Source organism: Xanthomonas sp. LMG 12460 (assembly GCF_009192895.1).
Classification (GTDB): domain Bacteria; phylum Pseudomonadota; class Gammaproteobacteria; order Xanthomonadales; family Xanthomonadaceae; genus Xanthomonas_A; species Xanthomonas_A sontii.
Window position 1 is genome coordinate 20,996 of the sequence record NZ_NKUH01000050.1, and the last position, 14,245, is coordinate 35,240.

Below are 14,245 nucleotides of genomic sequence, written 5' to 3' on the forward strand. Positions count from 1 at the left end.
GCCGCTCCTGCAGCGATCCCGCGACGCCTCAGGTCGCATGTTCCGCGGGAGTAGCGGCTTCCCGCTCACCCCTTCTTCTTGCTCGCCACCCAGCGCTCGATCTTTTCCTGCAGCACGTTCAGCGGTACCGAGCCATCCTTCAGCACTTCGGCGTGGAATTCGCGGATATCGAACTTGTCGCCGAGTTGCGCGCGGGCGTAGTCGCGCAGTTGCATGATCTTCATCTCGCCGATCTTGTAGGACAGCGCCTGGCCGGGGATGGCCATGTAGCGCTCGGCCTCGGCTTCGGCGTCGGTGCGGCTGGTGGCCGAGTTCTGCAGCATGTAGTCGATCACCTGCTCGCGGGTCCAGCCCTTGCTGTGCAGGCCGGTGTCCACCACCAGGCGGATCGCGCGCCACAGCTCGTTCTGCAGGTAGCCGAAATAGTTGTAGGGATCCTGGTACAGGCCCAGGTCCTTGCCCAGCGATTCGGCGTACAGGCCCCAGCCTTCGATGAAGGCGGTCTCGCCGCCGAAGCGGCGGAACTTGGGCAGGTTGGTCAGCTCCTGCTGCAGGCCGAGCTGGAAGTGGTGGCCGGGAATGGCCTCGTGCAGGTACAGGTCTTCCGCATCCCAGGTCTTGCGGCTGGGCAGGTCGTAGGTGTTGACGTAGAAGATGCCGGGGCGGCCATCCTCGCTGGGACGCATGTACGAGCCGCTGGCGGCCGACTGCGCGCGGTAAGGCTCCACCGGGCGGATCTCGAACGCGGCCTTGGGCTTGAGCGAGAACATGCGCGGCACAACCGCGTCGACCCGGCCTTCCAGGCCGCGGTAGTAGCTCAGCAGCTCGTCCTCGCTCTTGAAGGTGAAGCGCTTGTCGGTCTGCATGAACTTGAAGAACTTCTGCATCGAGCCGCGGAAGCGCACCTGCTTCATCACCGCCTGGATCTGGCCCTGGATGCGCGCCACCTCGTCCAGGCCGATCTGGTGGATCTGGGCGGGGGTCAGGTCGGTGGTGGTGCTCTGGCGCACGTTCCAGGCGTACCAGGCATCGCCGCCGGGCAGGGCGCCGATGCCGGCGGTATTGCGCGTGGCCGGCAGATATTCGGTGGCGATGAAGCCGCGCAGCGCGCGGTAGGCGGGCATGATCCGGTACTCGATCATGCGCTTGTATTCGGCGGTGATGCGCTGCTTCTCGGCCTCCGGAATGTCCGCCGGCAGGTTGCGCACCGGGCCCCAGAACAGGCTCTCCTCGGCGGTGGGCTTGATGATCGCATCCAACTGCGGCAGCACCTTCTCCATCAGCGCGCGCGGCTGCACCACGCCGGCCTTCATGCCTTCGCGCATGTTGGCGATGGCCTGGTCGAACAGCGCCGGGATGCCGAGCGCGCGCCGCGACCAGTTGTCGTAATCCTTGACCGTGCGGAACGGCTGCGCGCCGGTGCCGGAGCCGAGCATCACCATGATGCTGCCGACGTTGTAGAACTGGTTCACCGGCTGCATCCAGCTCGGGTACTTCTCCGCCTCCAGCGCGTTGCGCGCGTCGCCGACGAAGATCTCGTAGCTGAGCAGGTCCTGGCCGCTGAGGCCGTCCTTGCCGATCGCCTCGGCCTTGCCCAGCCACTCCACGGTGAAGTCGTGCGACTGCTGGCGGAACGCGGCCGAGAGGAAGTTCGGCAACTGGTCGTTGTAGCGGCTGTCGCCCTGGAAGGTCGCCTGCAGCGGATTGAGCTTGAGCGAGGCTTCCCAGTAGTCGTCGTACAGCCGGTTCAGCTGTTGCGCCTTGGTCAGCACCACCGGGGCCGGCGCCGGCCGCGCCTTGCGGGCCTTGCTCGCCTTGGCGCGGGTCTGCGCGGTGGTCTGCTTGGTGGTCTTCTTCTTGGCCGCGTCCGCCGGGGCCGCCAGCGACAGGCTCAGGGCGGTGGCGATGGCCAGGGACAGCAGGCGGGAAAAGCGGGGCGGCATTGCGGGCTCCAACGACAAGCGAGCGGGGAGCTTGCCCGATCCGCACCGCCGAGGCCACCCATGGCGGCTGCCTGCGGGCGCCCACCGCCCTGTCGCGGGCGGGCGCCGTGTCGCGACGGGCCAGGCGGCAGCGGCCTCTGCGGCGCTGCACGATGGCCGCGCGCAAGCGCGTGCGGTGCGCTCGCGCGTGTGCCGGCGTTCAGTCGGCGGCGGCTTCCTCGCGCAGTTGTTCGGCGCGTTCGGGGGTCAGATAGTCGGTGATCAGCCGCCGCATCAGGTACAGCAGCGGGATCAGCAGCACCGCCAGCAGCATCTTGCAGATGTAGTTCAGCGTGCTCACCGCCAGGAACAGCTGCATCGACCAGTGCTGCGGGCCGAGCACGAAGGCGATGTAGATCACCACGAAGCTGTCGATCAGCTGCGAGACCGCGGTGGAGCCGGTGGCGCGCAGCCACACGTGCTTCTCCCCGGTCACGTTGCGGATGCGGTGGAACACCGCCACGTCGATCAGCTGGCCGGCCATGAATGCGACCAGCGAGCCGGCGATGGTCCACATGCCCTGGCCGAACACCGCGGCGAACGCGGCCTGGTAGTCGGGCACGCCCTGGTGTTGCGCCGCGGTGACCCAGAAGCCGGCTGGGGCCAGCGCGATCGCGGCGAAGGCGAACAGGAAGCCGTAGCCGATCAGCCCCACCGCCAGCCAGGAGATGAAGCGCACGCCGCGGCGGCCGAAGAACTCGTTGATGGTGTCGGTGAGGATGAACACCAGCGGCCACAGCAGGGTACCGGCGGTGAAGTTCATCGAGCCCGTCTGCCCGAACAGGTTCCAGTTCAGCGGCGCGATGCCCAGGGTGTCTTCCAGGGCGAAGATCTTGACCCCGATGAACTCGGCCAGCGCGGCGTTGACGCAGAAGAACGCCGCCAGGGCGATGAACAGCCGGACCGCGCGATCGTCGAGCGTGCCGCGGCGCATCGGCGTCAGCGGTCCACGGTGCGGGTGAAGGGCACGCTCTCCGGCGACACCGCGCCGCCGGAGATGATGAAGCTCATGGCCTGGTCCACGCTCCAGTCGGTGGGCGTGAGCAGTTCCACCGGCACGATTTCCAGGTAGCCGGAGGTCGGGTTGGGCGTGGTCGGCACGTACACCGCGGCCAGCTCGCGGCCGGTGCCGTGTTCCTTGATCACCCGCGTGACCAGGCCCACCGACTTCATGTCCCGGTGCGGGAAGTCGATCAGCACCACGCGCTGGGTGCTGCCGGGCTGGGTCTGCAGGATGTCCACCAGCTTGCGCACGCTGTCGTAGACCACGCTGGCCAGCGGGATGCGGCGCATCACGGCCTCGAACCAGCGCAGCAGGCGCTGGCCGATCATGCGCCGGCTGAGGATGCCGACCAGCAGGATCACCGCCAGGGTGGCGATCAGGGCGATGGTGTTCTGCACCCATTGCGCGGTGGCCCAGCCCAGCTCGCGCGGGAACGAGGCGGCGATGCGCACCGACAGCGGCACCACCCAGGGGCTGCTGATGCCCGAGAGCAGCACGAACACGAACTTGACCACCACCCAGGTCAGCCAGATCGGCAACAGGGTCAGCAGGCCGGTGAAGAACAGCCGTTGCAGGGACGGGCGGGGGGCGGGAGCGGAGAGATCGGGCGACATCCGCGTAGTGTAGCGGCGCGTGATGGCCGTTGGTGCGGCGCCGCATGGTCTCGTGGCGCGGCCGTGCAGCTGCGATTGGGCCGGGGCCCGCCCATGCGGCCCGCCTCGCGACGCCGCGCACGCTGACGGCGCGGTCGGTATCGCAAGCGATGTGTGTCGGCCTGCGTGGAGGCGGCGCCGGCCTTGGCGAACCCGCGGGCGGCAGGCGCGCTAACGCGGCGGCTTGCGCTTGACGTACAGCTGCTTGCGCGTCCGCGCCACCACCTCGCCCTGGGCGTCGACGACGTCGGTCTCGAACCAGCGCAGATGCTTGTCGCCGCTGGCGGTGGCCGCGCGCAGTTCGTCCAGCAGCGCCTGGTCCAGGTCGAACTGCGCGCTGACCGTGCCGCGGCCCGGGCGTACGAACTCGATGCTGCCGGCCTTGTCCCAGACGTAGTAGTCGCGCCCCAGGTTCTGCATGGTCAGCAGCATCCAGAACGGATCGGTCATGGCGAACAGGCTGCCGCCGAAATGGGTGCCCACGTAGTTGCGGTTCCACGGGCGCATGCGCAGTTCGACGCGGGCGTGGCGGTAGTCCGCGCTCAGTTCGGTCACATGGATGCCGGCGCACAGGAACGGCGGCCACAGGTTCAGGCCCAGGCGGAACAGCGATGGCTTCATTGCGCGGCAGTGGGTGGATCGGAGTGCGGCAGGTTACCAGACGCATGCGTATGGTGTGCTGGTGTCGCGTCGCTGAGCGCGTAGCCGTCGCGTCCGTCGCGCTTGACCCGGTACAGCGCCGCGTCGGCGGATTCGAAGAACGCGCGCTCCGACGTGAGCGCTGTCGCGGTGGCGCTGTGCACGCCCAGGCTCGCAGTGATGGCGACGCTGCCGTTCGGCGCGCGCAGCGACAGCCCGCGGATCTCCTCGACCAGCGCCGCGGCGATGCGGCTGGCATCGGCGGCATCGGTGGCGGGCAGGATCATGGCGAACTCGTCGCCGCCAAAGCGCGCGGCGACCTCGCGCGGATGTCGCGCATGCCGCGCCACCGCGGCGGCCACCAGCTTCAGCGCGCGGTCGCCGGTGCGATGGCCCAGGGTGTCGTTGTAGCGCTTGAAATGATCCACATCGACGATGATCAGCGTCAGCGGCCGGCCGCTGCGCCGCGCCTCGTCCAGCGCCTGGGCGAACGCCTGTTCGAAGCCGTGGCGGTTCACCAGCCCGGTCAGGGCGTCGCGATGCGCCTGGCGGCGCCAGCGTGCCGCGTGCAGGCACAACTGACCGGCGGCGACGATGGCCAGGGCGAGCAGGGCCGCCCCTGGCGCGAACCAGCGGCTGCCGAGCAGCAGCCACAGCAGGCTGCCGCCGGCGACCACCGCCATGCTCGCCAGCGGCACCAGCCAGCGCCGTCGGCGCCCACCGGCGCACTGCGTGCCCAGGCAGGCCAGCAGCACCAGCAGCGTCGACCCGGCCACCTGGGCAGTGCGCGACGACGGCAGGATCGGGTCGCCGCGCAACAGCATCGCCGCGACGTTGGCCTGGTATTCGGGCGCGCTCATCCAGCGCGCATCGGACATCGGCGTCATCACCCGCTGCCCCAGACCGGTGGCGGTGACGCCGACGATCGCCAGGCGTCCGCGCAGCGACTGCGGCGGAATCCGGCCCTGCACGACGTCGACGTAGGACACCTGCGCGAACGCTGCCGACGGCGCGGCGAAACGCAGGCCGACGTAGTCCGCGCGATGCCAGGCATAGGGTGCGTCGGTGGTGGCCGGCGCCGGCGGCAGCGCGCGGCCGGTGAGGGCCGCGGCCAGCGCCGGCCAGTGCGCACTGCCGAGCCCGGCGCGCAGGTAGACGCCGCGCGCGATGCCGTCGGCATCGACGGCGAGGTCGGTGTGCGCCAGCGCCGCCGCGGCGGTGGCGATGGCGGGGATCGGCAGCAGCTCCTGCGGCATGTCCGCACCGCTGGCGCTGCCGATCACCGGCAGCACGGTGCGGCCATTGCGCCGCAGCGCCGCGGCCAGGCGCGCATCGTCGTCGGCGTGTTGCAGGTCGGGTTCGCTGAACAGCAGATCCAGCGCCACCCGCTCGGTGCCCGCTGCGCTGAGCCGGTCGAGCAGGCGCGCGTGCAGGTCGCGTCGCCATGGCCACTGGCCGAGTGCCTGCAGGCTGCGGTCGTCGATGGCGATCAGCAGCATGCGCGGATCGGCCGGACGCGGCGCCTGCGCGATTGCCGCGTCGTACAGCGCGTTGTCCAGTCGCCCGGTGACATCGCCCAGGCTCAGTGCCGCGGCCAGTGCGGCTGCGACGAGCGCCACCAGCACGTGTCGCAGCAGCGTGGCGTTCACAACGCCAGCCACAGCAGCAGCGCGCCGCCGGCCATGCCGAGTTTGCAGTAGCGGCAGGGCAGGTCCAGCGTCTGCGGCGTCGAGAACGGCGCGGCCTCGCCGTCGGCGTCCAGGGTCTGGATACGCACGTACCAGGTGCCGCGGCGCGGCCGCGGCAGCGCGACCTGCGGCTGGGTCACGGTGCGTTCGAGCAGGTCGCGGCGGAACGCAGGATCGCGCGCCAGCTGCACCCGGTAATGGTGTGCGTCCGGATCCGGCTGCCAGCGCAGGGTCAGCGTGCTGCGCTCGGCCTGCGCCGGCGCCAGGCCGGGATCGACCGGCGTATCGCTGAGATGCAGCGTCAGCGCCTGCCCGAACGGGCCTTGCCGGCCTTGCGCATCGCGCGAGGCGAGGCGCCAGAAGTAGGTGCCGGGCGGCAGGGGCTGCGGCGCGCGCAGATGGGTCGCGTCGGTCTGCTGCTCCAGCAGCAGGTCCTGGAACTGCGCATCGCGCGCCACTTGCAGCACGCTGCTGGTCGCCTCCGGGTTGCGGGTCCAGGCGAAGCGCGGCCGCGCGATGCGCAGTTGCTGCTCGTGCAGCGGCTGCACGGTCAGCGGCGGCAGCGGCGTGGCCGAGACCTGCAGCGGCTGCTCGGCGTCCTCGCCTTCCACGCCGGTGGCGGTGACGCCGCGCAGCAGCAGCCGCAGGTCGCCGGCCGGCAGCGCGTCCAGCGCCAGTGCGGTGGCCTCGGTTTCCTGGGCGAAGCGCAGCACCTCGCGTTGCTGCGCGTCCACCGCCTCGAGGCGGTAGTGGCTGGCGCCGGCCAGCGGCGCCCAGGCGAGCAGGTAGGGCGGGCGCTGCAGCCGACTGTGCGCCAGGTCCAGGATCGGCGCCGGCAGCAGCGCTTCCTGCCGCGGCGCCGAGCCGGTGGCGACCCGCGCCGCCTCGCCTGGCTGCAGCAGGCGCTGGCCGCCCTGGCCGGCGACGCGCACCGCGCCCTGCAGCACCTCGGTGCTGGCGAACGCGCTGTCGCTGCCGGCGCCGACCCGGAAGCGGGTGCCGCGCACGCTGCTGGTGCTGGACGGGGTCTGGATGATGTAGCGCGAGGCGGGGCCGGTGGCGGGGATGACGTCGTTGCTGGTGCGGCCCTTTTCCAGCCGCACGCGGGTATCGACCATGCCGGTGGCGCCGTAGCGGACGAGCTGGTCGAAGCGCACCAGGCTGTTCTCGCGCACCTGCATGCGCGAGCCGTCGGCGAACTGCACGGTCGCGCTGGCATCGGCACCGGTCTGCAGGGCGCTGCCGATCGGCAGCGGCATGCCTTGCTGCGCCGAGAGCGTCGCCTGGTCGGCGGTCTGCACGCTGATCTGTCCACGCAGGGCGACCAGCCGCGCCGGCGCCGGTTGCACGCGCAGCCAGGCGATCGGAAACCGCAGGCGCGATCCCGGCACCAGCCGCTGCGGATCGGCGACCTGGTTGTGTTGGCCCAACCGTGCCCAGTCCATGCCCGGGCGCAGATACAGCCGGCCGAGATCCCAGAGCGTATCGCCGGGGCGCACCCGGTAGTGCCAGTCCTGCGCCATCGCAGTGGGGGCGAGCAGCAGGCCAATCCAGCACAGCAGGCCGGCCAGTCTGCGTGCGCCTGCCCACGAGGTGCGGGTGGGCGAGGCCATGCGGCGATCGAACTGGTTCACGGCATACATCCGGCAAAAGACCAGGCCGGCGCTGCCTGCGGGGCTGCAGGCAGCGTTCGTCCCTGATCGCGGCATCCTGGGGTCAGGCCGGGTCGCGTCCGTCCGTCGCAGCGGCTGGAGACGCCGTAGTCAGCCGCTGGACCTGAGATTGTAATCTCAGAACAACAGGGCGGACATCTTCCGACGGTACTGCCCGACCAGATCCTCGTCCTCGATCACCCGGAACGCATCGATCAGCGCCTTCTTCGGCAGGCCGTCCTCGAACGTGCGGTCCTGGCGCAGCATCTCCAGGAACTGTTCCAGCGCGGCCGCGTCGTCGCCGCCGACAAGGTGGCGCACGCCCAGCAGGTAGCGCGCCTTGAGATCGGCCGGATCCTGCGCCAGCGTGGCCTGCAGGGTCTCCAGCGGCGGGGCGGCCTGCAGCGCGCCGACGAAGCCCAGTCGCGCCCGTGCCCGCACCGCGCGCTCGTCGGTGGCGAGATTGGCCGGCAGTGCGTCGATCAGGGTCTCGGCCTCGGCGGCGGCGCCGACCTTGACCAGGGCCAGGGCCAGATCCAGCTTCAGTTCGTCCTTGTCCGGCTCGGCCGCCACCGCCTCGCGCAGGCGCTGTACCTCGGCCTGCGGATCCAGCGGCGCCGCCGGCACGTCCTCGGCCGGTTCCTGCGCCGCCAGCGGCGCGATCCCGTGCTGGGTCAGGAACTCGCGCAACTGGCCCTCCGGCAGGGCGCCGGGGAAGCCGTCGACCAGTTGCCCGCCCTTGACCAGGAACACGGTCGGCACCGAGCGGATCTGGAACGCCGCCGCGATCTGCTGCTCCTGGTCCACGTCGACCTTGGCCAGCACGAAGCCGCCGTTGTACTCGGCCGCCAGCTTTTCCAGGATCGGGCTCAGGGTCTTGCACGGGCCGCACCAGGGCGCCCAGAAGTCCACCAGCACCGGGGTCTGCAGCGAGCGCTGCAGCACGTCGGCTTCGAAGGTCTCGGTCTTGGCGTCGAAAACGTGGGGCGTGTCGGACATGGGCAGTGTCATCGCAGGCGAGAGGACGCTTTGTATGGAGGCGCCGCGGCGCCGATGCAAGGGCGGCGGCGCCACGCCGCGCGTGCCGGCCGCGGCCGCAGCGGCGACAATGCCCGGCTGGAGGCGCCATGCCGGCGCGAAAGGACGGGAACGGATGGGCGAGGTGAGCGAACGGGTGCTGCGCTGGATCGGGCCGCTGCTGGCGGTGGCCGCGGTGGCGGCGATGCTGGGCTTCGGCGCGGTGCTGCCCGGCTATCTGCCGTGGTCGCATCCGCTGGCCCTGCTCGGCGCGCGCGGCATCCCGCACGCCTGGGCGTTCAACCTGTTGGCATTCGTGTTGCCCGGGGGCCTGGCGATGGCGCTGGCGCTGCGGCTGCTGCGCCGCGCCGGCCTCCACGCGCCCTGGTCGTTGCGCGTTGGTGGGCAGTTGCTGCTGTTGGCCGGCCTAGCTTTCGCCGGCATGGGCCTGCTGCCGCTGGATCCGACCGACCTGGACGCGCGCGCGACCCAGTTGCATGCCAGCGCGTGGTTGCTGTGGGTGGTGGCCCTGGTGGCGGCCGCGGCCCTGCTGGGGCTGGGCGCGCGCCGCGATCCGACCGCGCGCGGCTGGGCCGCGCTGGCGTTGGCGATGGCGCTGCTGGTGACGCTGGGCGCGTTCGCGCTGGATCGGCTGCTGTCGCCGGCGCTGGCGCAGCGGCTGGTGTTCCTGCTGTGGTGGGGCTGGCTGGCGTTGCTGGCCTGGTGGCCGGGGCCAACGAGGGTCCCGCACCGCGGCTGACCCGGTCGGGCTTGCGCAGTCGGCCTTCGAGGCGGGCTGCCGCAGGACCGACGCCGGCGTGCGGCCCGGCGTCGCCAATCGCGTTGCAGCCGCGGTTCCGGCGCCTGCCAGGCGCCGCCGCGGCGTCCCGCGCCGCTGCCGCCCGTCGCCGGGATTGGAGCGGCTTGCCGCGCTACGGTACCCTTGGCCGCTTTGTTGCCGCCTGGCCCTTGCCCGTTTCCATGTCCGCCGTCGAGCCCACCGCCTACGACCCGCAGCAGGTCGAATCCTCCGCCCAGCAGTTCTGGGACGCCACCCGCGCCTTCGAGGTCGACGAGACCTCCGACAAGCCCAAGTTCTACTGCCTGTCGATGCTGCCGTACCCATCCGGGGCGCTGCACATGGGCCACGTGCGCAACTACACCATCGGCGACGTGATCAGCCGCTACCAGCGCATGATCGGCAAGAACGTGCTGCAGCCGATGGGCTGGGACGCGTTCGGCCTGCCGGCCGAGAACGCGGCGATCAAAAACAAGACCGCGCCGGCGAAGTGGACCTACGCCAACATCGACCACATGCGCAGCCAGCTCAAGTCGCTGGGCTACGCCATCGACTGGTCGCGCGAGTTCGCCACCTGCCGGCCGGAGTACTACGTACACGAGCAGCGCATGTTCACCCGGCTGATGCGCAAGGGCCTGGCCTACCGCCGCAACGCGGTGGTCAACTGGGACCCGATCGACCAGACCGTGCTGGCCAACGAGCAGGTCATCGACGGCCGCGGCTGGCGCTCCGGCGCGCTGGTGGAAAAGCGCGAGATCCCGCAGTGGTTCCTGCGCATCACCGACTACGCGCAGGAACTGCTGGACGGCCTGGACCAGTTGCCGGGCTGGCCGGAGTCGGTCAAGACCATGCAGCGCAACTGGATCGGCCGCTCCGAGGGCCTGGAGATCCAGTTCGACGTGCGCGACGCCGACGGCAGCGCGCTGGACCCGCTGCGCGTGTTCACCACGCGCCCGGACACGCTGATGGGCGTGACCTTCGTGTCCATCGCCAGCGAGCATCCGCTGGCGCTGCACGCGGCCAAGTCCAATCCCGAGCTGGCCGCACTGCTGGCCGAGCTGAAGCAGGGCGGCGTCTCCGAAGCCGAACTGGAAACCCAGGAAAAGCGCGGCATGGCCACTGGCCTGACCGCGGTGCACCCGATCAGCGGCGAGCAGGTGCCGGTGTGGGTCGCCAACTTCGTGCTGATGGGCTACGGCACCGGCGCGGTGATGGCGGTGCCCGGCCACGACCAGCGCGATTTCGAATTCGCCAGCAAGTACGCCCTGCCGATCCGCCAGGTGATCGCGCTGAAGGCGCCGAAGAACGACGACGAGCGCAGCTACGACCCGAGCCGCTGGCAGGACTGGTACGGCGACAAGACCCGCGAACTGGAACTGGTCAATTCCGCCGAGTTCGACGGGCTGGACTTCCAGGGCGCGTTCGAGGCGCTGGCCGAGCGCTTCGAGCGCAAGGGCCAGGGCCAGCGTCGGGTCAACTACCGCCTGCGCGACTGGGGCGTCAGCCGCCAGCGCTACTGGGGCTGCCCGATCCCGGTGATCTATTGCCAGAGCTGCGGCGCGGTGCCGGTCCCCGAGGACCAGTTGCCGGTGCTGCTGCCGGAGAACGTGGCCCTGAGCGGCACCGGCTCGCCGCTGAAGACCGACCCGGAATGGCGCAAGACCACCTGCCCGCAGTGCGGCGCGGCGGCCGAGCGCGAGACCGACACCTTCGACACCTTCATGGAGTCGAGCTGGTACTACGCGCGCTACACCTCGCCCGGCGCCAAGGACATGGTCGACAAGCGCGGCAACTACTGGCTGCCGGTGGACCAGTACATCGGCGGCATCGAGCACGCGATCCTGCACCTGATGTACTTCCGCTTCTTCCACAAGCTGCTGCGCGACGCGCGCCTGGTGGACAGCGACGAGCCGGCGACCAACCTGCTGACCCAGGGCATGGTGATCGCCGAGACCTTCTACCGGCAGAACCCGGACGGTTCCAAGGACTGGATCAACCCGGCCGACGTGGACGTGCAGCGCGACGACAAGGCGCGGGTGATCGGCGCGGTGCACCGCGGCGACGGCCAGCCGGTGCTGATCGGCGGCACCGAGAAGATGTCCAAGTCCAAGAACAACGGCGTGGATCCGCAGGCGATGGTCGGCAAGTACGGCGCCGACACGGTGCGCCTGTTCTCGATGTTCGCCGCGCCGCCGGAGCAGTCGCTGGAGTGGAACGAGGCCGGCGTGGACGGCATGGCGCGGTTCCTGCGCCGGCTGTGGGCGCAGGTGCACAAGCATGTCGCCGACGGCGCCGCGCCGGCGCTGGATCCGGCCGCGCTGAATGCCGAGCACAAGGCGCTGCGGCGCAAGACCCACGAGACCATCGGCAAGGTCGCCGACGACTACGGCCGCCGCCACAGCTTCAACACCGCCATCGCCGCGGTGATGGAGCTGACCAACGCGCTGGCCAAGTTCGACGACGCCGGCGATCAGGGCCGCGCGGTGCGCCAGGAAGCGCTGGAAGCGGCGGTGCTGCTGCTCAACCCGATCACCCCGCACGCCAGCCACGCGCTGTGGCAGGCGCTGGGCCATCCGGCGACGCTGCTGGAGGACGTGCCGTTCCCGCGGCCGGACCCGGCCGCGCTGGTGCGCGATGCGGTGACCCTGGCGGTGCAGGTCAACGGCAAGCTGCGCGGCACCATCGAGGTCGGCGCCGACACCCCGCGCGAGCAGATCGAGGCGCTGGCCCAGGCCGAGCCGAATGCGGCCAAGTTCCTGGAAGGGCTGAGCATCCGCAAGATCATCATCGTCCCCGGCAAGATCGTGAACCTGGTGGCGGCGTGAGCCGGCGCGCCGCTGCGGCCGCGTCGCGGCCGTGCGGCGCGGCAGGTCTCAACCCGCGTTCACGCGGCGTACGGCAGGCTAGCCGCCTGTTGCCGCGCCCAGCCGGCTCCTCCAGACTGTGTCCATGACCCGACTCCTGCTCGCTCTCGTCTTCGCGGCGTCCCTGACCGCCTGCGGTTTCCACCTGCGCAACAAGCTGACCCTGCCGGCCGACACGCCGTCGGTGAAGGTGGTGTCCTCGGCGCCGTACAGCGAGCTGGCCAAGCTGCTCGAGCGCGGCCTGCGCGCGGCCGGCGCGCAGATCGCGCCGAAGGACGTCAACACCGGTGTGGCCCGCCTGGAGGTGCTGTCCGAGCGCTGGGGCGATCTGCCGATCGCGCTCGACGCCGAAGGCCGCGCCCAGGAATACAGCCTGCGCTACGCGGCGATCTTCCTGTTCCGCCGCGCCGACGGCAGCGTGCTGGTGCCGCAGCAGGTGATCGAGCTGTCGCGCGACTACGTCTCCCCGCCGACCGACGCCACCGGTACCTCCACCGAGCGCGAGATCCTGGCCGACGAACTGCGCCGCGAGATGTCGGCCTCGATGCTGCGCCGGATCGACAGCGTGGTGCGCGCGCAGGTGCGCGACGGCAAGGACGTCAACGCCGCGCCGCCGTCGACCGACGGCACGCCGGTGGAAGGCAAGCCGGCCGACGGTACCCCGGCCGCAGGCAAGCCGGCGACCACGCCGCAGCCTTGAGCTTGGCCCTGCTGCCTTCGCCGCCGCGCACGGCGGCTACGCCGTTCGCTGCCGGCGCATGGCGTTCGCCGTCTCCGCCTGCAGCAGCGTAGGCTGTCGTCATGGAACTGCGCCCCGAACAACTCGCCACCCAGCCGGCGTCGCAGCCGCTGCAGCCGGTCTATCTGATCGCCGGTCCGGAAACCCTGCGCGTGCTCGAAGCCGCCGATGCGGTGCGCGCCCGCGCGCGCGCTGCCGGCATCGGCGAGCGCGAGGTGTTCGATGCCGATGGTCGCGATTTCGACTGGGGCCAGCTGTATTCCAGCTTCAATGCGCCCAGCCTGTTCAGCGCGCAACGCCTGATCGAGCTGCGCCTGCCCAGCGGCAAGCCCGGCAAGGAGGGCGGCGAGGTCATCAGCGCGTTCTGTGCCGATCCGCCGCCGGACGTGGTGCTGCTGATCACCTGCAACGAATGGAGCAAGGCGCACCAGGGCAAGTGGGCCGACGCGGTCGCGCGCATCGGCACCATCGCCGTGGCCTGGGCGATCAAGCCGCACGAACTGGGCGACTGGATCGAGCGGCGCCTGCGCAGCAAGGGCCTGCGCGCCGACGCCGGCGCGGTGCAGCGCCTGGCCGAACGGGTGGAAGGCAACCTGCTGGCGGCGGCGCAGGAGATCGACAAGCTGGCCCTGCTGGCCGACGGCCAGGGGCTGGACGTGGCGGCGATGGAGTCGCTGGTCGCCGATGCCGCCCGCTACGACGTGTTCCGCCTGGCCGAGGCCACGCTCGGCGGGCAGGCGCCGGCGGTGCGGCGCATGCTCGCCGGCCTGCGCGCCGAGGGCGAGGCGGTGGCCGCACTGCTGCCGATCCTGATCAAGGAGCTGCTGCGCACCGCCGCCCTGGCCAAGGTGCAGGCCGCCGGCGGCAACCTGGCGGCGGAAATGAAGGGGCAGGGCATCTGGGAATCGCGGCAGGCGCCGTTCAAGCGCGCGCTGCAGCGCCACGCCGAACCGCGCCGCTGGGAACGTTTCGCCGCCGAGGCCGGCCGCATCGACCGCATCGCCAAGGGCCGCGCCGACGGCGATGCCTGGATCGCCCTGGAACGCCTGCTGCTGGCGATCGCCGAGGCGCGGGCGGTGCGGTTGTTGGTGGTATGAGCGCCGGGAGTCGGGAATCGGGAATCGGGAATGGGAACAGCGGCGCTGCGGTTCCGCCAGAGACCCCGCAGCCCGCGGCTGTTGCTTCTTCCCCATTCCCCATTCCCCATTC

11 protein-coding genes are annotated in these 14,245 nt (G+C 71.0%); 4 read left to right on the forward strand and 7 right to left on the reverse strand.

What is annotated here, in order from left to right:
- Positions 1 to 65 precede the first annotated feature (65 nt).
- The 7 genes from CEK66_RS11560 to trxA all read right to left on the reverse strand — a co-directional run bounded on the left by CEK66_RS11560 (position 66) and on the right by trxA (position 8,616).
- The gene (locus tag CEK66_RS11560) at positions 66 to 1,943 is read right to left on the reverse strand and encodes a DUF885 family protein (RefSeq protein WP_152237005.1); all 1,878 of its coding nucleotides are present in this window, start codon (positions 1,941 to 1,943) and stop codon (positions 66 to 68) included.
- 199 nt (positions 1,944 to 2,142) lie between these two features.
- Positions 2,143 to 2,925 carry a queuosine precursor transporter gene (locus CEK66_RS11565; RefSeq protein ID WP_193312640.1) on the reverse strand — a complete coding sequence of 261 codons (783 nt, stop codon included), beginning with the start codon at positions 2,923 to 2,925 and terminating at the stop codon, positions 2,143 to 2,145.
- Positions 2,922 to 3,599: a DUF502 domain-containing protein gene (locus CEK66_RS11570; protein WP_017910205.1), complete on the reverse strand. Its 678-nt coding sequence runs from the start codon at positions 3,597 to 3,599 to the stop codon at positions 2,922 to 2,924. The genes CEK66_RS11565 and CEK66_RS11570 overlap by 4 nt, the downstream gene beginning before the upstream one ends.
- A gap of 210 nt (positions 3,600 to 3,809) precedes the next feature.
- Positions 3,810 to 4,259 (reverse strand): DUF4442 domain-containing protein, encoded by a 450-nt coding sequence (locus CEK66_RS11575; RefSeq protein WP_152182252.1) that lies wholly within the window; start codon positions 4,257 to 4,259, stop codon positions 3,810 to 3,812.
- The gene (locus tag CEK66_RS11580) at positions 4,256 to 5,926 is read right to left on the reverse strand and encodes a CHASE2 domain-containing protein (protein WP_152237007.1); all 1,671 of its coding nucleotides are present in this window, start codon (positions 5,924 to 5,926) and stop codon (positions 4,256 to 4,258) included. The genes CEK66_RS11575 and CEK66_RS11580 overlap by 4 nt, the downstream gene beginning before the upstream one ends.
- On the reverse strand, positions 5,923 to 7,599 hold the full coding sequence (locus CEK66_RS11585; RefSeq protein ID WP_226978580.1) for a FecR domain-containing protein: 1,677 nt from the start codon (positions 7,597 to 7,599) through the stop codon (positions 5,923 to 5,925). Before CEK66_RS11585 ends, CEK66_RS11580 begins: the two co-directional genes overlap by 4 nt.
- Before the next feature lie 156 nt (positions 7,600 to 7,755).
- Positions 7,756 to 8,616: a thioredoxin gene (trxA, locus tag CEK66_RS11590; protein WP_267093757.1), complete on the reverse strand. Its 861-nt coding sequence runs from the start codon at positions 8,614 to 8,616 to the stop codon at positions 7,756 to 7,758.
- 154 nt (positions 8,617 to 8,770) lie between these two features.
- Here trxA and CEK66_RS11595 point away from each other — a divergent pair, with 154 nt between their 5' ends.
- From CEK66_RS11595 to holA, 4 genes are all read left to right on the forward strand, one after another.
- Entirely contained in the window at positions 8,771 to 9,394 is a 624-nt protein-coding gene (locus tag CEK66_RS11595; RefSeq protein ID WP_152237008.1) for a DUF998 domain-containing protein, read from the forward strand.
- Positions 9,395 to 9,615: 221 nt separating this feature from the next.
- Positions 9,616 to 12,258 carry a leucine--tRNA ligase gene (gene leuS, locus CEK66_RS11600; protein ID WP_152237009.1) on the forward strand — a complete coding sequence of 881 codons (2,643 nt, stop codon included), beginning with the start codon at positions 9,616 to 9,618 and terminating at the stop codon, positions 12,256 to 12,258.
- 124 nt (positions 12,259 to 12,382) lie between these two features.
- Positions 12,383 to 12,997 (forward strand): LPS assembly lipoprotein LptE, encoded by a 615-nt coding sequence (lptE, locus tag CEK66_RS11605; protein WP_017917516.1) that lies wholly within the window; start codon positions 12,383 to 12,385, stop codon positions 12,995 to 12,997.
- A 101-nt stretch (positions 12,998 to 13,098) separates the two neighbouring features.
- The gene (gene holA, locus CEK66_RS11610; RefSeq protein WP_017917515.1) at positions 13,099 to 14,133 is read left to right on the forward strand and encodes a DNA polymerase III subunit delta; all 1,035 of its coding nucleotides are present in this window, start codon (positions 13,099 to 13,101) and stop codon (positions 14,131 to 14,133) included.
- Positions 14,134 to 14,245: the final 112 nt, after the last annotated feature.